Origin of the sequence: Streptomyces sp. NBC_01268 (assembly GCF_036240795.1) — a bacterium.
In the GTDB taxonomy this organism is placed as follows: Bacteria; Actinomycetota; Actinomycetes; order Streptomycetales; family Streptomycetaceae; genus Streptomyces.
Genome location: NZ_CP108454.1, coordinates 7,391,366 through 7,411,022 on the forward strand (window position 1 = coordinate 7,391,366; position 19,657 = coordinate 7,411,022).

The 19,657-nt window shown below is 75.3% G+C and carries 16 protein-coding genes; 2 read left to right on the plus strand and 14 right to left on the minus strand.

Going from position 1 to position 19,657, the window contains the following annotated elements; all coding sequences use genetic code 11:
• Positions 1 to 37: 37 nt before the first annotated feature.
• Positions 38 to 1,645 (plus strand): COG1470 family protein, encoded by a 1,608-nt coding sequence (locus OG309_RS33325; RefSeq protein WP_329426630.1) that lies wholly within the window; start codon positions 38 to 40, stop codon positions 1,643 to 1,645.
• Between the two features lie 283 nt (positions 1,646 to 1,928).
• Here OG309_RS33325 and OG309_RS33330 read toward each other — a convergent pair whose 3' ends face one another.
• The 7 genes from OG309_RS33330 to OG309_RS33360 form a co-directional block, all read right to left on the minus strand.
• On the minus strand, positions 1,929 to 2,387 hold the full coding sequence (locus OG309_RS33330; RefSeq protein ID WP_329426632.1) for a fibronectin type III domain-containing protein: 459 nt from the start codon (positions 2,385 to 2,387) through the stop codon (positions 1,929 to 1,931).
• 566 nt (positions 2,388 to 2,953) lie between these two features.
• Positions 2,954 to 5,047 carry an ATP-binding protein gene (locus tag OG309_RS33335; protein ID WP_329426633.1) on the minus strand — a complete coding sequence of 698 codons (2,094 nt, stop codon included), beginning with the start codon at positions 5,045 to 5,047 and terminating at the stop codon, positions 2,954 to 2,956.
• Complete coding sequence (locus OG309_RS33340) at positions 5,044 to 5,667, minus strand: DUF4255 domain-containing protein (protein WP_329426635.1); 624 nt, start codon at positions 5,665 to 5,667, stop codon at positions 5,044 to 5,046. Before OG309_RS33340 ends, OG309_RS33335 begins: the two co-directional genes overlap by 4 nt.
• On the minus strand, positions 5,668 to 6,327 hold the full coding sequence (locus tag OG309_RS33345; RefSeq protein ID WP_329426636.1) for a helix-turn-helix transcriptional regulator: 660 nt from the start codon (positions 6,325 to 6,327) through the stop codon (positions 5,668 to 5,670).
• Positions 6,328 to 6,451: 124 nt separating this feature from the next.
• Entirely contained in the window at positions 6,452 to 9,211 is a 2,760-nt protein-coding gene (locus tag OG309_RS33350) for an AfsR/SARP family transcriptional regulator (protein WP_329426639.1), read from the minus strand.
• 253 nt (positions 9,212 to 9,464) lie between these two features.
• The gene (locus OG309_RS33355) at positions 9,465 to 10,256 is read right to left on the minus strand and encodes an NPP1 family protein (RefSeq protein ID WP_402543918.1); all 792 of its coding nucleotides are present in this window, start codon (positions 10,254 to 10,256) and stop codon (positions 9,465 to 9,467) included.
• Positions 10,257 to 10,591: 335 nt separating this feature from the next.
• Positions 10,592 to 11,377 carry an alpha/beta fold hydrolase gene (locus OG309_RS33360; RefSeq protein WP_329426640.1) on the minus strand — a complete coding sequence of 262 codons (786 nt, stop codon included), beginning with the start codon at positions 11,375 to 11,377 and terminating at the stop codon, positions 10,592 to 10,594.
• Positions 11,378 to 11,653: 276 nt separating this feature from the next.
• Here OG309_RS33360 and OG309_RS33365 point away from each other — a divergent pair, with 276 nt between their 5' ends.
• Positions 11,654 to 12,310 carry a hypothetical protein gene (locus tag OG309_RS33365; RefSeq protein WP_329426642.1) on the plus strand — a complete coding sequence of 219 codons (657 nt, stop codon included), beginning with the start codon at positions 11,654 to 11,656 and terminating at the stop codon, positions 12,308 to 12,310.
• A gap of 330 nt (positions 12,311 to 12,640) precedes the next feature.
• On the opposite strand, the gene OG309_RS33370 is transcribed toward OG309_RS33365, so the two are convergent.
• From OG309_RS33370 to OG309_RS33400, 7 genes are read right to left on the minus strand one after another with little or no spacing between them, the layout of a single operon-like run.
• Entirely contained in the window at positions 12,641 to 13,654 is a 1,014-nt protein-coding gene (locus tag OG309_RS33370) for a methyltransferase (protein ID WP_329426644.1), read from the minus strand.
• The gene (locus OG309_RS33375) at positions 13,651 to 14,109 is read right to left on the minus strand and encodes a PhzA/PhzB family protein (protein WP_329426646.1); all 459 of its coding nucleotides are present in this window, start codon (positions 14,107 to 14,109) and stop codon (positions 13,651 to 13,653) included. The genes OG309_RS33370 and OG309_RS33375 overlap by 4 nt, the downstream gene beginning before the upstream one ends.
• Positions 14,110 to 14,165: 56 nt before the next feature.
• Positions 14,166 to 14,927, minus strand: a complete 762-nt coding sequence (gene phzG, locus OG309_RS33380; RefSeq protein WP_329426647.1) for a phenazine biosynthesis FMN-dependent oxidase PhzG — start codon at positions 14,925 to 14,927, stop codon at positions 14,166 to 14,168.
• Positions 14,920 to 15,756 carry a PhzF family phenazine biosynthesis protein gene (locus OG309_RS33385; protein WP_329426649.1) on the minus strand — a complete coding sequence of 279 codons (837 nt, stop codon included), beginning with the start codon at positions 15,754 to 15,756 and terminating at the stop codon, positions 14,920 to 14,922. Before OG309_RS33385 ends, phzG begins: the two co-directional genes overlap by 8 nt.
• A 15-nt stretch (positions 15,757 to 15,771) precedes the next feature.
• Positions 15,772 to 17,859: an anthranilate synthase family protein gene (locus OG309_RS33390; protein ID WP_329426651.1), complete on the minus strand. Its 2,088-nt coding sequence runs from the start codon at positions 17,857 to 17,859 to the stop codon at positions 15,772 to 15,774.
• Positions 17,856 to 18,479 carry an isochorismatase family protein gene (locus OG309_RS33395; protein WP_329426653.1) on the minus strand — a complete coding sequence of 208 codons (624 nt, stop codon included), beginning with the start codon at positions 18,477 to 18,479 and terminating at the stop codon, positions 17,856 to 17,858. The genes OG309_RS33390 and OG309_RS33395 overlap by 4 nt, the downstream gene beginning before the upstream one ends.
• Entirely contained in the window at positions 18,476 to 19,654 is a 1,179-nt protein-coding gene (locus OG309_RS33400) for a 3-deoxy-7-phosphoheptulonate synthase (protein ID WP_329428668.1), read from the minus strand. The genes OG309_RS33395 and OG309_RS33400 overlap by 4 nt, the downstream gene beginning before the upstream one ends.
• Between the last annotated feature and the right edge of the window lie 3 nt (positions 19,655 to 19,657).

Consider the following 19,657-nt stretch of genomic DNA (forward strand, 5'->3'; position numbering starts at 1 on the left):
ACGCCCGCGCGGTCCGCCCGCCCGTAGCCTGCGGCCCATGACCATCTGGACCTCTCTGGACCCGGCCGCCGTGGCCGTGGAGCCCGGTTCCCGGGCCACCGCCCGGCTGCGGGTGCGGAACACCGGCGACACCGTCGAGGAGTACCGCCTTTCCCTCGTCGGCAGGCCCGCGGGCTGGGGCCGCGTCGAACCCGATGTACTGCGCCTCTACCCGGGCGCGGAGGGGACCGCGGAGATCTCGTTCGCCCCGCCGCGCACCCCGGACGCGGAGGCCGGCCCCGCCGCCTACGGCGTGCGGGTCGAGCCGCGGGAGAACACCGCCGTACAGGACGTCGTCGAGGGGCAGCTCACCATCGCCCCCTTCACGGAGATCCGGGCCGAACTCCTGCCGCCCGCCCTGACCGGCCGGTTCCGGGGCCGGGCCCGCGCCGCCGTCGACAACCTCGGCAACACGCCGGTCACCGCGTCCCTCGTGGCCCGGGACGAGACCGACGCCCTCGAGTTCGACCTGGCGCCCAACGCCGTGCGGGTCGACCCGGGCCGGGCCGCCTTCGCCGAACTGACGCTGCGCCCGCGGGACATCCGCTGGACCGGCGGCGAGCAGACCCACCGCTTCACGCTCGCGCTGCGCAGGTCGGGCGACGACACCGGCCGGGAGCTGGAGGGCACCTACGTCCAGCGGCCCGTCATCGGGACCTGGCTGATGTCGGTCGGCGGACTGCTCACCGCGGCGGTCATCGCCTTCGCCGTGCTGTGGTTCGGCTTCTCGCCGAAGATCGGCAGCTCGGCCAAGGAACTGCTCGCCTCCGGCGCCCCCGACCCCGTCCAGCAGGGCGACGGGAAGAACCTCCCGTCGCCGCCGCCGCTGCCCCCGGGCTCCGGTGACGACGCCGGCAGCGGCCCCGGCGGCGCGTCACCGCCGCCCGGCGGCGGGGGCGACCCCGACACCGGCGGCGCCCCGCCGCCCTCCGGGAACGGGGGCACCGGTGACGGTGGAGGCGGCGGAGGCGGGAGCGTCGGCGGAGGCGGCGGTGACCAGGGCGGCGGCTCCGCGCAGCGGCCCAACGTGCCACCGCCCGCGAAGACCGGTCCGCCCTGGGGCCCCGGCTACCAGAAGGACGTCGTCGTCGAGTTCGCCCAGGAACGCCTGGTCGCGCTCAAGAACGGCTGCAGCCCCCGCGGCTTCTCCCGCGGTGTGATCGACGCGCCGACCCGCGCCGCGCTCGTCTGCTACCAGCACGCCGTCGACAACAGCGGCAAGAACCCCACGAAGATCCTCGCCGTCGAGCGGGAGGGGATGCTGGGCCCGGCCACCCTCACCTCGCTGTGGATGCAGGGGGTCACGCCCGACATGGTCAAGAAGGGCGGCAGCAGCTGGGAGACCACCCGCCTGATGGCCGCCTTCTACTGGGCGATGAACGGGACGTTCGACGCCCATGACATGGACGTCGCCCGGACCAACGCCGGCCTCGGCATCGACTACTTCCGCAACAGCTCGGTCCCGGGCCCGGCCTCCAAGTACAGCGACAACGTCGCCGCGCACATCCGGGAGTACCAGGCGGCCATGGGCCTGCCCGTGAACGGCACCGCCGACTGGGCCACCATCCGCACCATGCTCGGCGGCGGCGTCGTCTGGCGCGGCTGACACAGACCGAGGAGGCCCGCCCGTCCCCCGCCGGCGGGCCTCCTCTTCCACCCGAGGACGGCAGGGGCCGACTGCTCCGTGACCTGGACGCTCACGTGCGGGAGACCGCTGGTGGCGTCGATCCGGAGGCCCCGGGGTCGATCCGGAGTCCCCGGGGTGGCGGGTCACCAGCGTGAAGGGCGGGTCGGCCCCACGAGGTCGTTCCGCCGGGGTCCCGCCCTCCTGTGTCCTTCCACTTGCCCGTTCGTCCCTTCCTGCGTCCGTTCCTCCGTCCGTGCCTTCCTCAGCGGGCGTTGACGTAGAGCTGAGGGGACCAGCGGGAGCACGAGTTGCCGTTGCACGCCTGGACCATGAAGTTGTAGTCGCTGCCGGGCGCGTCCAGGGTCCACACCCGCCGCTCGCCGGGGCTCTGCCTGCTCACGCGCCAGCTGTCGTTGTCATGCTGCCAGCGGACTCTGTAGTGCGTGAGGTTGGTGGTGTATCCGCCGTAGTAGAGCTTGATGACGTTCCCGCACGATTCGTAGCGCCCGCCGATGTACGGGCTGTCGCTGTATTCGTACCGGTTCGGCGTGCCACCGATGTTGTTCCCGCTCTGCTGGGGCGGGAAGCCGTCCCGGGTGTAACACCCCTTCGCCACGGGGGTCGTCTCCGTCGCGACGGCGGGCGCCGTCAGGACGCCGGTCGCGAGGAGGACGGCGGACGACAGAGTCGCCGCCGTACGACGCCACTTGAGTACGCGCATGGTTCACTCCGTCCTCGGGGTAAGGAACTTCCGCCGGTGTGCCGTCGTACGCGGGGCGTTCCCCCGCGTGTGGCGCTGTGGCCCAGCGGACACCAGCTGCCCTCGGACCCCCCTTTCAGGTTACGGCGGCCGGGGTGATTCAGCCTGCCGGGCCGGGCCCCGCCACGGCCGGGATCGCTCTGTGTGAGGGGGGAGTTCGACGGATCCGAGCGGGTGACCGCGACGCCTGGCGGGGATCGTCCTCGTGGCGACGCGGGGCCGCACGGGGCGGCAGTCGCAGCCCGTGTTCGGTCCCGCCAGGCCCCGGTCCGCCCGGGTTCGCTCGGTGGAGCCGGGACCGGGTCCGGGCCAGGCCCTTCCGGGTGGTCCTCGACGGACCCGGGGCGCGGGGTGAGCCGCACTCGTCGCGGTGTGCGACCGGACCAGTCGGTCTGCGGGCTGGAAGGGGCCCGCCGACGGGAGCGAATCCGACCGGCCCGGCAAGGGGGACCGAAGATCCCCCTGATCACGGACAGCGACCAACTGCCGCTGCCCACGGAGTCCGTCACGCTTGGCGCGCGGACCGTCTACGGGGCCCAGGGCACCCCGGCGTCCGGCAGCAGCCGGCCCGCCTTCTGGTACTCGCGCCGCGCCCCCGTCCGTACGTCGTCCCCGGTCACCGGGCCACCGCGGGCCGCCGCCAGATACCCGGCGGTCACCGCCGCCGACCGGATCGCACCGCCCGCGAGCTCGAAGGCCTTCGCGCAGTCGGCGATCGCGTCCGCCAGGTCCGGCGCCTGCGGCGCGCCCGCCAGGCACGCCTCCCACAGCGAGATCCGCTGCTCCGGGTCCGGGAAGGGGAACTCCACGACCAGGTCGAGCCGGCGGGTGAACGCCTCGTCGATGTTGGCCCGCAGATTGGTGGTCAGCACGGCGATGCCGTCGAAGGCTTCGAGCCGCTGGAGCAGATAGGCGCTCTCCAGGTTCGCGTAGCGGTCGTGCGAGCTGCGTACCTCGGAGCGCTTGCCGAAGACCGCGTCGGCCTCGTCGAAGAGGAGCACGCAGTCGGTGCGGTCGACCTCCGCGAAGATCCGCTCCAGGTTCTTCTCGGTCTCGCCCACGTACTTGTCGACGACCGACGACAGGTCCACCACGTAGAGGTCCAGGCCGAGTTCGCCCGCGATCACCTCCGCGCCCAGCGTCTTGCCGGTGCCCGACTCCCCGGCGAACAGGGCCACGACCCCGCGCCCCCGGCCGCCGCCCGTCCGCAGCCGCCAGGCGCCCAGCACCCGGTCCCGGTGCCGGGCCCGCGCGGTCAGCTCGTGCAGCTCCCGCAGCGGCTCCTCGGGCAGCACCAGATCGGCGAAGCCGACCGCGGGACGGACCCGGCGGGCGTGGCTGTCGAGCAGCGGGGCCGACATCAGGCGTGCCCCGCGCTGCACGTGCGCGGCCGTGAGCTCCGTCCCCTCGAACGCGGCGAGGGCCCGCGCGGAACGGGCCGCCCGGCGGATCTGGCCGCCGCCGAGACGGTACGGGGCGACCGCCTCCGCCAGGTCGAAGGCGGGTTCCCCGGGGCCGAGTTCACGGCGCCACAGCTCGGCGGAGCCCACGTCGTCGCCGGGCGCCTCCAGGGCGAGGATCTCCACACGTGGCGCCCAGCGCGGGTCCGGGGCGTCGGTCCCCGCGAGGACGACGGTCACGTCCGGCGCCGCCAGCGCGCGCACCAGTGGACCGGCCTCCCGGGGCAGCGGCTCGACGACGACGGCCGCACCGCGCAGCCGGGCCTCCCGCAGCAGGACGGGCGCCACGGCGGCGTCGTCCTCACCGGAGCCGGTGCGCAGCCGGAGCACCGGTCGCCCGGCGGCGCACAGGGCCGTGGCGACGGCGTCGGCGGCGACTCCCGGGATCCGCTCGCGCAGGTGGACGGTGACGGGCGCGGCGGCCCGGACCCGGGCGGCGAGTGCGTCCAGCGCCTCGGACGCGGTGGCAGGTTCGTCCGCCGTGGGAGGCAGCAGCTCCACACCGGCGTCCCGCAGGCCCGCGTCCAGCCTGCCGTCGTCGCCGAGCAGATGCGCCACCACCCGCTCCGGCACGCGCAGCGCGCGCCCGGGCAGCGGCCGGTCCTCGTCCTCGACGACCAGCAGACCGCCGGCGCACAGCGGGGCGGCGGGATGGAACCGGTCGCGGGCGGCGGCCTCGTGCGGGCCGGTGCCCGCCAGTCCGAGGGCGATCCCCACGGTCGCCCGCCGTCGCCCGACATCGTCGTTGAGATACCCGAACAGCGGCTCGAACGCCCGGTCCACGTCGGGCGCGAGCGCCGTCAGCAGGATGTGCGCGTCGAGCGCGCCGAGCCCGAAGGCCCGCGCGAGCGTGCTGAGCCGGTCGGTGCCGGCGCCGGGGTGCGGGGGGACGTCCGCGGACACGTCGGCGTACGCGTGCACGTCACGCTCCGCGTCCGCCGCCGGCACGGCGTCCGCGCCCCCGGCCGTCGCGTCCGCGGCCCAGGCCGTCCCGGCGCCGTCGAGGGGCCGGGACGCGGCCCGCAGGGCCGTCTCCGGTGTCACGTACAGGCCGCGCAGCGGGTCACCGGCCGTCGGGTCGTCGGTGGCGCGGCTCTCGACCACGCCCACCACCCGCTCCCGGAGGGCCGCGAGGCGACCGTTCAGGGTGGGTCCGCTCATGGCCGGTACTCCGTCCGTCGGATCATGCGCGGCGCGGAGTCGGACGGCGTGCCGTCGGTGCCGCGCACGGTGACGACCGCGCCCTCGGTGACCGGCGGCGCCACGTCGTACACGGGGACGACCGGGAACGGGGTGGTGATCACCACGTCGAGCGAGGGCTTCAGCTCCCCGCCGAGCGCCGACCAGATGTCCGCGAGGGAACGCGACTCGCCCGGCGGCACGGCGACGGTGAGCGGCAGCGCCGGGGTGCCCGTGGATCCGCGCAGCACCTCGGGGACCACCTCCTCCGGCAGCGCCTCGTGCGGCAGCAGCAGTGCCAGGGCACTGGAGAGCAGCCGGTGTTCGTCCTCGGGCCGGGCGGTCCACGCGGTCACCAGGTAGGAGAGCCGGAACCAGCGGCGCGGCTGGCGGCGGCGCACCACGGCCCCGCGGGCGTCGCGCTCCGCGTACGCGCCGCGCTCGCGGCGGGCCACGTCCTCGCGGATGTCGAAGAGGTACGCGTTGAGGGTCGGCGCGGTGCGGCGGGCGGCCCAGTCACGGGTGGGCGGGTCGAAGGAGACGTCGCCGGTGACGGCGGGGGCCAGGAGGCGGCCGAGTGCCTCGTCGATCTCGTGGATCATCTAGATGTAGCCCTCGCGGAGTGCGTACGCCACGGCATGAGCCCGGTTGGCGAGATGGAGACGCGTCATCAGCGCGTGCAGGATGTTCTTGACGGTGCGTTCCGAGTACGCCAGCTTCTCGCTGATCTGCCGGGTGTCGAGGCCCTCGGCGAGCAGCCGCAGGACGTCCACCTCGCGGGGCGCCATCCCGAAGAGCGGCGCCGTCCCCGTGGTCGCGGTGGTCGTCGCCCGCTGCAGTCGTCCCACCTGGTTGAGGAGGCGGCTGATCAGGTCCGGCGGCAGCTCCCCGTCGCCGCGCGCCGCGCTGTGCACCGCGTTGAGCAGCCGCTGCTCGGTCGCCTGGTGGCGCCACAGGATGGCGCGGACCCCGTACTCGACGACCGTCAGCAGGTCCGGCTCACGCAGTTCCCCGGCGACGAGCACCACCCGCTGGTCCCCGCCGCGCAGGACGCGCCGCAGCTCGGTCGTGGCCGGTTCGTCGATCCGGTCGGCGAGCATCACGGCGACGGAGGGCGTGCCGGTCTGCGACTCGGCGGCCTCGTCGGCCGTGTGCTCGGGCATCACCTCTATGGACGGCTGGTGTTGAAGATGGCTGATCAGTCCGGCCCGGCTGAGCGGATCGGTAGCGTGGACGGTCACTGCCACGCGCTTGGTGAGCATGCTCGAATGCCTGCCCTTCCCCCAAGAATGTGCTGGTAGACGGCCGGTTGCCCGGCCGTTTCATTGGTCTCCACCACAGTCACGGGGGCCACTTCCGTCCCGTTGCCGCCCCGCTAACGCCCGGCTAACGCTCCGTCGTCGCCACGGCCGCCGCGTCGAGCCGGCGCAGCTGCGCCTCCACCCGCTGCACGCTCTCCTTGTAACCGTGCGCGAGCCCCATCTCCCGGGCCCGTACGAGCAGGGTCGCGGCCTCCTCGGTCCGGCCCAGGTCGATCAGGGCGGTGCCCGCCGTGGCCGTGAGCATACTGTGGCGCACGCCGACCAGGCCGTTGACCGTGTCGCCGTCCAGGGCGAGCCCCTCCCGGGCGCAGGCGAGGGCGCCCGCCGGGTCGCCCACCGAGAGCAGCTGGCGGGCCCGGTGCTCCAGGGCCAGCAGCTCGGTCATGACGTCCCCGCTGCCGCGTACGAGGGCAGCGGCCCGCGCGGTGTGGGCGAGGGACTCGTCGCTGACGCCGAAGCGGTCGAGGGCGACGGCCAGGTTGACCAGCGCCGTCGCCTCGCTGGAGGCCTCGCCCGCGCGGGCGGCCAGCGGGGGCGCGAGACGCAGGTGCACCAGGGCCTCGGTGAGACGGTTCTCCTGGGTGAGTATCCAGCCGAGGAGGGCGCGGACCCGGGACTCGGCGTCGGGGTCCTTCTCCCGGGACGCGGAGTCGGCCGCGGCCTCCAGGAGCGGCACCCAGCCGTCGTGGCTGTGCCACAGGATGTACGGCCACTGGAGGACGGCCAGTCGCCAGGCCCGGTCGTGGAGGCCGGCCGCGCGGGCCGAGGCGACGGCCGCCGCGAGGTTGTCGCGCTCGGCCGCGTACCAGAGCAGGGCCGCGTCCCGCCCGGCGAACTGCGGCGCGGTCCTGGGCAGTCGGGCGTTGGACGGTGCCGCGCAGCACGGCTGGTCGTCCGGCTCGGCGGCGCGGGCGGCGGCCATGGCCGTGAGCGTGTAGTGGTCGAGGAGGCGCAGCAGTGCGTCCTCGTCGGCGTCGAGGCCGCGGGCGTAGAGCCGCACCAGATCGTGCAGGGTGTGACGGCCGGGCGCGTACTCGGTGAGCAGGTGGGCGTCGCAGAGGCGGTCGAGGGCCTCGGCGGCGACCGGGGGCGTCCGGTCGAGCAGCGCCGCGGCGGCGTGCCGGTCGAGGTCCGTGCCCGGCACCACGCCCAGCTGCCGGAAGAGGCGCCCGGCCTCCTCGGGCAGGCCTTGCACGGTGAGGCGGAGCGCGGCGGCCACGCCCTGTCCGTCGGCGCCCTCGGAGTCGTCCACCGACAGCAGGGACAACCGGCGCTGCTCGTCGGCGAGTTCGGCGGCGAGGTCGGCGAGCCGCCAGTGCGGTCGGGCGGCGAGCTGGGCGGCGGTCACCCGCAGCGCGAGCGGCAGCCCGTCGCAGAGGGCGGCGAGCCGGCGGGCGGCCGCGGGCTCGGCGTCCACCCGGTCCCCGCCGACCGCGGCGGCGAGCAGGGCCGCCGAGTCGTCGAGCCCCAGGACGCCGAGCGGCACCGGGCGGGCGAGTTCGGTGACGACCAGGCCGCCGAGGCGCAGCCGGGAGGTGACCACGGTCGCGCTCCGCGCACCGGCGGGCAGCAGCGGCCGGGCCCGGTCGGCGCTGCGCACGTTGTCCAGCACGACGAGCAGCGCCCGGTCCTCGGTCAGGGAGCGGTACAGGGCGGCGGCGGCCGTCGGCGACTCCGGCACCTGGCGCGGCGGCACGCCGAGCGCGGGCAGGAACTCGCGGAGCACGTCGGCGCTGTCGACCCCGTCGTCGGGACTGAAGCCCCGCAGGTCGGCGTAGAGGACCCCGTCCGGGTAGTGGGAGGCGCGCCGGTGCGCCCAGTTCAGCGCGAGGGCGGTCTTGCCCACCCCGGCGGGTCCGGTGACCAGCGCGACCCGGGCCCGCTCGACGGCGGTGTCGAGGGCGGCCAGCTCCCGGGCCCGCCCGAGGAAGCCGCGCGGGGCGCGGGGCAGCAGGTCGGGCGCGGGCAGCGCGGGGGAGGGGGCCGGCGGTTCGGCCTCGGCGGAGGGGGCGCCCGCCACCTCGGGCCAGTCGGCGGTGCCGCCCGCCACGGGCGCGTCGCCCGCGCTGGGCGGGGCGGCCGGCGGGGTCCCGCGCAGCACGGCCTCGTACGCCGCCCGCAGCGCCGGGCCCGGGTCCACGCCGAGGTCGTCGGCGAGCTGGGTCCGGGTGCGGTGGTAGCAGTCGAGCGCGTCCGACTGGTGCCCCGCCCGGTACAGCGACAGCATCAGGGCCGCCGCGAGGGACTCGCGCAGCGGATTGGCGACGGACTCGGCGCGCAGCAGCGCCGCCGCCTTCACGTGTTCGCCGAGCCGCCCGTACGCCGCCGCCAGCTGCTCGACGGTCACCAGCCGGGTCTCCTCCAGGGCGCGCGCGGCCACCACGAGCGGTTCGCTGGGCACCGCCCCGGTCAGCGCGGGCCCCCGCCACAGGGCGAGCGCCTCGCGCAGCATGAGGACCGCGTCCCCGGGGTGCTTCTGGTGCCCGGCGAGCTGGACCAGCTCCTCGAAGCGGTGCGCGTCCAGGAGGTGGTCGGGCATCCGCAGCTCGTAGGCCTGCCCGTGGGTGGCCAGCTCGACCCCGTACTCCTCGGCGCCGCCCTGCTCGAAGAGCGCCCGCAGCCGGGAGACGTGGCCCTGGACGACGGTGCGGGCGCGGGCGGGCGGGCGCTCGTCCCAGACGGCGTCGATGAGCCGGTCCACCGGGACGACGGCGTTCGCCCGCAGCAGCAGCGCCGCGAGTACGCTGCGCCGCTTGGCGGGGCCGAGCGGCAGCTCACCTGCCTCGGCCGCGATGGACACCGTTCCGAGCAGGCGGAACTCCACCCGGCCCTCCTTCTCACTGAATCCTGTGGGCCTCCCAGTATCACCGTCCGCCCCGCTCAGGCCTTTGTCGGGATCCTCCAGTTGTCCGGAACCGGACAGGCTGGGCGCGGTTCGGCTCGATCGGCACGCCTCGCCGGGGGAACCGCCGGGGTGTCGGACAGAGCAGGCCGAAACAGCACGAACAGTAACAGGGCGGGATGAGCCGAGATGGACAGGAACAGATCGGGGTGAACCGGATTGGAGCGTGCCGAACTCAGGCGTTCGGGTCGAAGGGGATGCCCGCCGGCTTGGAGCGGCCGAGGTGGTACGCGAAGTCGACGTCCCGGATCTTGAGCGTGGCGGAACCGAAGTCGGCGCCCGTCAGCTTGTCGCGCAGGCCGGCCGGATAGCCGTTCCAGCCGACCAGGCGCGGGTAGAACCAGCCGCCGGTGGCGTTCTCGATCCGGTCGTCGTCCGGGTTGGCGAAGCGGAAGCAGTGGGTCGAGGCCCCGTCCTTGTGGTAGACGATCTTGGGGTGGGTGCCGTCGAAGCGCACCGCCGAGCGGGCGGCCACCTGGTAGCCGCTGTGCTGGGAGACCGACACGTACTGGACCTGGTCGCCGCTGATCCAGACGACCACGTGCTCCCAGTCGTGCGTGTGCCCGATCGCCAGCGGACCCCAGGTCGCCTGGTCCTTCTCGAAGTAGCTCGCGTACATCACGGCGCACCAGCCGTTGTTGCACTTGCTGCGCGAGTAGCTGTTGGCGGCGGCCAGCTGGGCGTAGTCGTGGCACTTGCCGTTGACCGTGCCGCCCAGCTTCAGGCCGGGGTTGAGGGTGCCGTCCGTGCCGATGGCGGCGGTGACGTAGCAGCCGTCGGTGTCGAAGTCGTACGCGGGAGAGAAGGTCTGGTCGAGCCCGTCGGCGTTCTGCGGCAGCTGCGGGAGGACGGCGGCGTGGGCGGTGGCGGGGACGCCGAGGACGAGGGCCAGGGCGCACAGGAGCGCGGCGACGGCGGAGCGCCGCCGCCCGCGCCGGGAGGGGGATGCTGGGGGTATCAGGTACACGACAACTCCTCGCTCGTGGGGGTCCAGACGTTCGCAGGGCACCTCTCGGGCCGTCAACCACCGTGCGGGGAACGGAGGGTGACGAGGGGGCGCGTGGGGGGCGTGCGGGGCGTCAAGGCGGCCGGCCGTGTTCGCCGGATCGTGTGGGAGGCGCCCCGTGATCGTGGATCACGGGCCGGAGGGCGGCAGGATCGAGGCGGCGGGGTCGCCCTGAACGGGAGCCGTGGGGGCTCCCGGACCCCGCCGCCGAAGAGAGCGTCGTGTGCCGACGTCGCCGCTCTCCGTCGCCCCCGGACCCTGGCTCCGCTCCGGGGGCGGCGTCGGGCACGGGAGGCTCAGAGGGCCTCGGCGTACAGCTCCTCGATCAGCCTGGCGACCGTCTCCGGCTCCCGTAGCGTCGGGTAGTGGTCCGTGGCGGCCAGCCGTTCGAGTCGGCAGCGCGGGATCCGCGCGGCCATCTCCTCGTTGCAGCGCACGACCACGGGCCGGTCCAGCTCGCCCAGGGCCAGCACCGTGGGCACGGCGATCTCGCCGAGCCGGTCGAAGGCCGGGGCGCCGGTCTGCTGGTGGCCGACGTTGGCGAACCAGGCGGGCAGTACCGCCCGGAAGTGCGCGGCGACCACCGGGTCGGACTCGGGGGTGCCGCCGCCGGCCGCGCCCCACAGGCCCATGCCCAGCCGCACGATGCCCTCCATGTCGCCGGCCTTCGCCAGCCGCTCCACGTCCTGGTAGAACTCCGCGTCGTCCAGGTCCGGGTAGCCGGTGACCCCGGGGACGAACAGCGCCAGGCCCGCGACCCGGTCGGGCTCGTCCAGGGTGAGGCCGACCGAGGCGGCCCCGCCCATGCTGGAGCCCACCAGGACCGCCCGCCCGAGGTCGAAGTGGTCGAGGACCGCGGACAGGTCGGCGGCGGGGAGGTACGGGACGAGGGGCGCGGGCGAGCGCCCGTAGCCGCGGGCGTCGTAGCGGATCACCCGGTGCCGCGCGGCGAGCGCCGGGAGGACCGGGTCCCAGATCGTGGAGTCGCCGACGCCGGGGTGGACCAGGACCAGCGGAACTCCGTCCCCGCCCGTGTCGTCCGCCCAGAGTTCGCCGCCGTCCGCCTTCACCGTGGTTTCCATGGGGGCCAGTCTGGTCGTATGCCCCCGGCGCGCACCAGCCTGCCTTCGGCCGCGTCGCTGTCAAGTACCGAGTCGGGTCAACCTTCCTGACGATCTGTCAGTAGTGGCGGAATCGCGCCTGGACACCCCTACCGGCCGGTTCTACTCTCAAGTCACTTTGCGCGTTCCCCCCAAGCACCACGCGTACGCACCCTGCGCGAACGGCTCACGCGTCACCGCACTGTGCGACGACCCGCACCTCCTCGCACCCCACCGTCGATCACCGAGGAGATCCCCATGTCCAAGCTGCTCGTCTCCCTCACCGGCCTCGCCGCCGCCGGCGCCCTCACCTTCGGGGCCACCGGCACCCAGGCCGCCTCGACCACCGTGTCGCCCGCCGGCCACTCCGTCGCCGCCAAGCTCACCGGCAAGGCCACCTTCGTCGCCGGGTCGACCACGATGACCTGCACCGTCTCCGCGTCCGTACCGACGAGCGGAGCCAACAACACCGTCCCCGCCGCCCCCGGCAACCACAACGCCGCCGGCCCCGTCTCCTTCCCCGTCAACCCGCCCAGCTTCAGCGGCTGCACCACCAGCATCTTCGGCGTGAACGTCACCATCACGAGCAACGCCACCAACGGCCCCTGGACGCTCTCCCTCCAGAACGGCGCCCCCGCCACCGGCGGCTTCACCATCCCCAAGGGCGGTGTCGTGCTCAAGACCAGCGGTCTCGCCAGCTGCACCATCACCGCCTCGCCGGCCGGCCCGACCGCCGTCAACGGCAGCTGGACCAACGGTGCCCCCTCCAGCCTCGCCATCGCCAACGCGCCCGTCCCCGCGACCGCCACCGGCGGCTTCCTCTGCCCGACCGGCAACCAGTCCGCGACCTTCAGCGCCACCTACCAGCTCACCGACACCACCGACCCGGCCCAGCAGGTCACCGTGACCGGCTGACCGGCTGACCGGCCGACCTGCCGGCCGGCAGGCGGGCCCTGCGCGTACCGTCCCGGATCGCGCGGGTCCACCCGTCCCCGGCAGGCCCACCGGCTCCACGCCTGGCGGCCGAGGGCCACCGGGACGAGCGGGACCCCGAAGGCGAGGAGTGGTTCCGGCGTGCCGGCGTCCGTCGCGGCCCGGCCCACCGGCAGTCCGGCCGGGCGGGGCCGTCGGCGGCCCGGCGGGCGGGCCGTCGGCGGACGCGCGGCACGGACGGGTACTGCCCCGAGCCCACCGGGACGCCGGTCGGACCGCACCACCGGACGGCCCTTCACCGCCCACCGGACCTCACCCGGATGCCACGCCCACCAGCAGCCCCTTGGTGTCCAGCGGCAGCTCCACCACCCGTTCCAGAGCCAGCCCCGAGCGGTCGAGGAGGGTCCGGTAGGCGTCGAGGGTGCGCTGTCGGCCGCCGTTGACCACCAGCAGGTGCAGATCCCACAGCGCGGCCAGCGCACCCGCCCCGTCGTCCGTCGTCACCCGCTCCAGGACCAGCAGCCGCGCCCCCGGCGCGAGCACGGCCCGCACCCGGCGCAGCAGGCGGAGACAGCGGCCGTCGTCCCAGTCGCCGAGCACCCGGGACAGCAGGTAGACGTCCCCGTCCGCGGGCAGCGGGGCCTCGAAGATGTCCCGGCCGAGCAGCTCGACCCGGTCCAGACCCACGCTCGCGGCCAGCTGCGCCCGGGCCAGCGGCAGGACGTGCGGCAGGTCGACGAGTACCCCGCGGGCGGCCGGGGCGGCCGACAGCACGGTGGCCAGCAGCCGCCCGGCACCGCCCCCGAGGTCCACCACCCGCCCCGGCCCCGAGAGGCCGAGGACGCCGGGCACCGCGTCGAAGACGGCGTGCCCGGCCTGCATCACCCGCTGGAATCGGGCCGCCGCCTCCGGATCCCCGGCGAGGTACGCGATCAGCGGCTCGCCGTGGGCCAGTTCGAAGCCGGGCGTCCCGGTGGTCAGCGCCTCCTCGGCGTGGCCCCAGGCGCGGTAGAACTCCTCCCCGTACAGCAGGCACATGTCGCGCAGCGAGCCGGGCCGGTCGCGCAGCAGCTCGCCGACGGGTGTCGTACGGAGGGCGTCCTCGGCGTCCGTCTCCAGCACCCCGAGCAGGACGAGCAGGCGCAGCAGTCGGTGCGCGACGTCGGCGTCGAGGCCGGTGGCGGCGGCCACCGCGGCGCCGTCGCGGTGCCCCTCGGCCACCAGGTCCGGCAGCCGGAGGCGGGCGGCGACGTGGACGGCCTGGGTGCGCCAGGCGCCGGTGACGAGCTCGAACGCGGCCCGCACGGCGCGCGGATCGGTGGTCATGACGGTATCCAGTCCCTCGCGATGCGGGGTGTGCCGATGCCCAGGGAGCGCATGTGCTCGATGGGGTTGGTGTACTCGCGGCTGGCCGCGATGAGGCCGTCCGCGAGCTCGAAGCGGTGGACGAACCGGTTGCGGTAGTGGCCGGCCGGATAGCCGGGGAAGCGGATGGTGCCCTCGCCGCCGCACTCCACCCAGATCAGGCCGGCGTGCTGCGTCTCGTACACCTCGACGTCCGTCCAGACCCAGTCGGGCAGCACCTGGAGCGACAGTTCGCCGTGGCGCCGCAGCCGCTCGCGGCCCCGCACGACGATCGGCCGGCCGACGTCGGTGAAGAACAGGGCGGCCGTGCCGTCCTCGGTGTAGAGCCGGTGACGCCGCAGTCTGCTCTCGCGGTCGGTGCGGAGGAAGGCGTCGACGGTGGTGCGGTTGCGGTCGCGGAGCGTGGACTCACGCATCACGGAATTCCTTTCGGAGCGGAACGAAGCGGGTACGGTCCGGGGCTTCGGCACGGTCAGGGCTGGAGCCGGCAGGTCCGCCAGCCGCCCCCGGGACCGCGCTCGTAGCGCAGCCGCTCGTGCAGCCGGCCGGTGCCGTCCGCCCAGAACTCCAGCCGTTCGGGGACGAGTTCGAGGGCGATGTACGCGGCGGGGCGCGGCTGCGGTCCGGCCTGGTCCAGCCGCGCGGCGCGGGCGCGCAGCGCGGCCACCTCGGCGGGGCCGGCCAGCGGGGCGCTCTGCCGGGACGCCACGGTCATCGCGTGGGTGAAGACCGGCCGGGCCGCCCAGAGGACGTCGGCGGTGGCGTCGGGGAGCCGCCGCACCCGGCCGCCCACGCTGACCTGCCGGCTCGTCTCCCGCCAGTAGAGCAGCCCCGACGCCCAGGGGTTCGCGCGCAGTTCGCGTTCCTTGGCGCTGCCGTGGTGGGTCGTGAAGACCAGCCCGGTGGCGGTGATCCGGCTGACGGCGACGATCCGGGTGGACGGGCGCCCCGCCGTGTCGGCGGTCGCGAGCGCCAGCGCCCGCGGCTCCCGGACGCCGACCTCCTCCGCGCCCTCCAGCCAGCGGCGCAGCAGCCCGATCGGATCGGCGGGCGGCTCCTCGTACTCGGGGAAGGGCAGCGAGACCGTCCCGGTGAGGGTCTCCGACCGGCCCCGCCGCCGGACGGACTCGACGGACTCGACGGACTCGGCGGACTCGACGTGCTCGACGCGCTCGACGCGCTCGGCGGACTCGGCGGACTCGGCGGGCTCGACGGGCTCGACGTGCTCAGACATGGATCCTCCCGTGGGCCACGGTGACGGCCTCGCCGCCGACCTCGACGTACTCGACCCGGTCGCCGGACCCTTCGGCCCGGGCCAGCATCAGGGAGTCGCGGCCCAGTTCGACGCCCTGCCGGATCTTCAGGTGCCGCCCGTACGCCACCCGCCCGTGCCGGGCGAGATGGACGGCGAGCGGGCCGGCGGCCGAGCCCGTCGCCGCGTCCTCGACCACGCCGTACGCGGGCGAGAACATCCGGCTGCGCCAGCGCGTCCCCGCCCCGGCGAAGCAGTTCGCGGCCAGGTCCTCGAAGGCCGCGAGGGCCCGGTGGTCGGGGGTCAGGGCCGAGAGCGCGGCGACGGACTCCAGGCCGACGAAGACGTGCCGGGGGCCGTTCCGGTAGACCTCCACGGGCAGCGTGGAGGTGGACACGCCCAGCGCCGCGAGCAGTTCGGCCGCCCGGTCGAAGGGTTCCCAGGCGGGCAGCGGCTGGCGCATCGTGGCCGCGGCCACCCGGCCCGCCCGCCGTTCGAGCCGGCAGGGCACGATCCCCATCGCGGTCTCCAGGAGCAGCCGGTCGCCCCGCACGTACGGGCCGAGGGCGACGACGGTGCCCAGCAACGGGTGCCCGGCGAAGGGAAGTTCGTTCACCGGGGTGAAGATGCGCACCCGGGCGTCGCCGCCGCGTCGCGGCGGGAGCACGAAGGTCACCTCCGAGAGGTTCATCTCCCGGGCGATCCGCTGCATCCACGAGGCCGGAAGTCCGGCGCAGTCGAAGAACACGGCCACCGGGTTCCCCCGCAGGGGTTCACGGGCGAAGGCGTCCACGACGACGTACGGGCGCATGATGTCCTCTCCTCCTCACAGCCGTGACCGGCGTGGGGCCGGCGGCCGCAGTGCCCGCCGGGCGGCGCGGGCGAAGATGCCCGGTCCGTCGCGGGTGAGCACGGACTCGGGGTGGAACTGAAGGGTGGTGAAGTGCGGTCCGCGCAGCGCGTGCACCTCGCCGGTCTCCGGGTCGCGGCTCAGCTCCACCGCGCCGACCCCGTCGACGACGGTCCGGTCGGCCGGGCCGCGCGCTGCGAAGGAGTTGTAGAAGCCGACCCGCTCGCGCCGGCCGAACAGGTCGATCTCCTTCTGCACGCCCTGGTGGGGAACGTCCCTGCGGACCAGCGGAAGACCGAGCTCCAGGCTGACGACCTGATGGCTCAGGCAGACCGCGAGGAACGGGTGCCGCCCCGCCAGCAGGCCGCGGGCCGTGGTCCGGATCGCCTCGATGCGGGGGTGTCCCGCCTCGCCGGGGTCGCCGGGGCCGGGCCCGAGGACCACCAGGTCGTACGCGTCGGGCGCGAACTCCTCGTCGTGGCGGCGGACCGTCACCACGAGCCCGAGGGCCCGCAGCTGGTGCGCGATCATCTCCGTGAAGGTGTCCTCGGCGTCCACGACCAGGACCGTGTGCCCGGCGAGACCGTCGGGGCCCGGGCGGCCCGCAGGGCCCGCGAGGCCCGTGCCCCCCGAGTGTCCCGCGTGGCCCGCACGGGCGGCGGATCCGTCGGCTCCCGCGAGCCCGGCGGCTCCGTCGACCGCCGCGGGGCCGGCCGGTCTGGCGGGTCCGGCCCGCCCGGAGCCCCCGGTGCCGTCGCCCCGGCCCGCGCCGTCCGGGCCTCCCGCCTCCCCGTCGCCCCGGCCCAGCCAGAAGCCGGACAGGTCCGCGTTCCGCCGGGCCAGTGCGGCCCGCACCTCCGGGTGGGTCCCGAAGGGGCCGGGGCCGTCGCCTTCGAGGGCGGCGAGCAGCCCGGCCGTCTTGGCCCGGGTCTCGGCCGCCTCCGCGTCCGGGTCGGAGTGGCGCACCACCGTCGCCCCGACGCCGATGGCGACCCGTCCGGCGGCGTCGATGTCGGCGGTGCGGATCAGGATCGCGGAGTCCAGCTCCCGGCCGCCGGACGCGTCCCGCCCGATGAGTGCGACGACCCCGCTGTAGTAGCCGCGGCCCCCGCCCTCGTAACGGGCGATCACCCGGCAGGCGTTCTCCAGCGGCGAGCCGGTGACCGTCGGCGCGAACAGCGTCTCGCGCAGGATCTCGCGCACCTCGCGGTCCGTCCGGCCCTCGATGAGGTACTCGGTGTGGGCGAGCCGCGCCATCTCCTTGAGGTACGGACCGACGACCCGGCCGCCGCCCTCGCAGATCCGCGCCATCATCTTCAGCTCCTCGTCCACCACCATCGACAGCTCGTCGCGCTCCTTGCGGTCGGCGAGGAACTCCATGACCCCGGGCAGGCTCGGCCCCTCGGGCGGATGCCGGTAGGTGCCGCTGATCGGGTTCATCACCGCCGTGCCGCCCCGCAGGCTGACGTGCCGCTCGGGCGAGGCCCCGACGAAGGTGCGGGCCCCGGTGTGCACGAGGAAGGTCCAGTACGCGCCCGACTCCTGTTCCAGCAGGCGCCGGAAGAAGGCGAGGGCGCTGTCCGGGCCGGGCTCGGCGAGCTCCGCGAGGAAGGTGCGCCGCAGTACGAAGTCGGCGCCCGCGCCCTCGCCGATCGCCTCCCGCACGACCCGGCCGACGGTCCGCGCGTACGCCTCGTCGTCCAGGTCGAAGCGGGCGCCGGTGAGCACCGTCGCCTCCCGGGGCAGCCGCGCGAGCGCCTCGCCCACCGGGACGGTGCCCTGGCCGGTCACCGTCATGGCGATCAGCGGCGCCCCGTCGTCGACGCAGGCGAAGCCGCGTTCGGTGATCTGCCGGTACGGGACGACGACCAGCGACTCGTGGCACGCGCCGCGCGCCCGGTCCGGCCCTTCGGGCAGCGGGATCCCGGCGAGGGTGGCGGGCAGCGACACCCGGCCGACCAGGACGTCGAGGACGTCCGGCGGGCCCGCGCCGGGACGGTGCAGCAGCGCGTACGCGGGGGGCCGGGGCCCGGGGCCGAGCAGGGGTTCCAGGGCGTCGGTCATGACAGGACCTCCTCGGTGGTGACGACCATGGCGCAGCGCTCGGCGGCGTACCGCAGGGCGGCGTCGTGGTGTTCCCTGGAGAAGTCGGCGACGGCGTCGGCGACGAGGAACACGCGGATGTCGTGGGTGAACGCCTCGACCGCCGTCGCCAGGACGCCCACGTGGGCGTACACCCCGCACAGGACGAGCTGGTCGCGGCCGGCCTCCCGCAGCCGGGCGAGCAGCCCGGAGCGGAAGAAGGCGCTGTAGCGGCGCTTGACGAGGAGCCAGTCGCCGGCGGCGGGCGCGAGCGCGGCCACCACCTCCCGGTCCTCCGGTGCGGCCCGCATCCCCGGCCCCCAGAAGTCCCGCAGCAGCCCGCGCTCCCGCGGGGTCATCGAACCCGGCTGGGCGGTGTACGCGACGGGCATCCCGTGCGCCGCGCACCGCTCGCGCAGCAGCGCGGCGCGGGCGACGAGCTCCCGGCGCGGGATGGTCGGGAAGGGGGCGAGGAAGTAGCGCTGCATGTCGTGGACGAGCAGCACCGCGCGGCGCGGGTCGAGCCGCCACCGGGCCGTGTTGGCGGGCAGTTCGGCCGCTGACGGCAGTCGGTACGGGGCGATGGGCGGGATGCCGGTCACGGTTCTCCCCTCCAGGCGGAGACGACGCCGAGCGCCTGCCACGGGTTGAGCCGCGGGTCGCAGAACGTCGTGTAGTGCTCGGAGACCCGGTCGAGGCCGTGCTGGTCCGAGGCGCACTCGGTGACCTCGTCCGGGGTGGTCTCCAGGTGCAGCCCCGCGGCCACGCCCCCGGCGGACTCGACGGCGCGCTGGAACAGCACGACCTCGCGGCGCACGGTCGGCACCACCCGGGTCTTGGTCCCGTCCCCGGCCTGCACGGTGTTGCCGTGCATCGGGTCGCAGATCCAGCTGACCGGGTGGCCCGCCGCCCGCACCGCCGCGACCAGCGGCGGCAGCCGGTCGGCGACCAGACCGGCCCCCATCCGGGCGATCAGCGTGAGCCGCCCGGGCACCCGGCCCGGGTCCAGCCGCTCGCACAGGGCGAGCAGTTCGGCCGGGGCCAGGTCGGCGTCGACCTTGCACGCCACCGGGTTGCCGACCCGGGCGAGCAGCGCCACATGGGCGCCGTCGACGTGCCGGGTCCGTTTGCCGATCCACGGCCAGTGCGTGGAGCCGAGGTACAGCCGACCCTCGTCGTCGCGGCGCAGCAGCGGCACCTCGTAGTCGAGCAGCAGGGCCTCGTGGCTGGTCCACACCGGCGGTTCGAGGCCGCGCGGCGGGTGGTGCCCGCGCCAGCCCAGGTGCTCCATGACGTCCCCGGCGGCGAGATAGCCGAGCAGCAGGCGCAGCGGGTCCGGCCGGCGGCTCTCCTCGTCGGGCTCGGGCCCGTTGACCAGGTGCCCCCGGTACGAGGGGAGTTCGAGGCCGCCGACCCGCTCGAAGGGGCTGGAGCGCGGCTTGGCGTACTGGCCGGCGATCCGGCCCACCCGGAGCACCGGCTTGCGGGAGCTGGTGCGCAGCGCCCCGGCCAGCAGGTCGAGCACGGCCACCCGGCGGCCCACGTGGCCCGCGGTCCGCTCCTCCGGGTCCTCGGCGCAGTCGCCGGACTGCACGACCAGCGCCCGGCCCTCGGCGACCCGGGCGAGCAGCAGCCCGAGCGCCCGCAGGTCCTCGGGCCGCACCAGGGCCGGCCGGCCCGCCAGGGCCGCCCGCACCCGGCGGGTCTGCGCCGGGTCGGGCCAGTCGGGCTGCTGTTCGGCGCCCCGCCCGCGTATCTCGTGGAGCAGGTCCTCCACGGT

Coding starts and splice junctions, on each gene's coding strand:
- OG309_RS33385 (WP_329426649.1), bottom strand. CDS start 15,756: ATGCGCCCGTACGTCGTCGTGGACGCCTTCGCCCGTGAACCCCTGCGG.
- OG309_RS33325 (WP_329426630.1), top strand. CDS start 38: ATGACCATCTGGACCTCTCTGGACCCGGCCGCCGTGGCCGTGGAGCCC.
- OG309_RS33335 (WP_329426633.1), bottom strand. CDS start 5,047: ATGAGCGGACCCACCCTGAACGGTCGCCTCGCGGCCCTCCGGGAGCGG.
- phzG (WP_329426647.1), bottom strand. CDS start 14,927: ATGTCTGAGCACGTCGAGCCCGTCGAGCCCGCCGAGTCCGCCGAGTCC.
- OG309_RS33370 (WP_329426644.1), bottom strand. CDS start 13,654: ATGACCACCGATCCGCGCGCCGTGCGGGCCGCGTTCGAGCTCGTCACC.
- OG309_RS33365 (WP_329426642.1), top strand. CDS start 11,654: ATGTCCAAGCTGCTCGTCTCCCTCACCGGCCTCGCCGCCGCCGGCGCC.
- OG309_RS33390 (WP_329426651.1), bottom strand. CDS start 17,859: ATGACCGACGCCCTGGAACCCCTGCTCGGCCCCGGGCCCCGGCCCCCC.
- OG309_RS33345 (WP_329426636.1), bottom strand. CDS start 6,327: ATGCTCACCAAGCGCGTGGCAGTGACCGTCCACGCTACCGATCCGCTC.
- OG309_RS33330 (WP_329426632.1), bottom strand. CDS start 2,387: ATGCGCGTACTCAAGTGGCGTCGTACGGCGGCGACTCTGTCGTCCGCC.
- OG309_RS33340 (WP_329426635.1), bottom strand. CDS start 5,667: ATGATCCACGAGATCGACGAGGCACTCGGCCGCCTCCTGGCCCCCGCC.
- OG309_RS33360 (WP_329426640.1), bottom strand. CDS start 11,377: ATGGAAACCACGGTGAAGGCGGACGGCGGCGAACTCTGGGCGGACGAC.
- OG309_RS33375 (WP_329426646.1), bottom strand. CDS start 14,109: ATGCGTGAGTCCACGCTCCGCGACCGCAACCGCACCACCGTCGACGCC.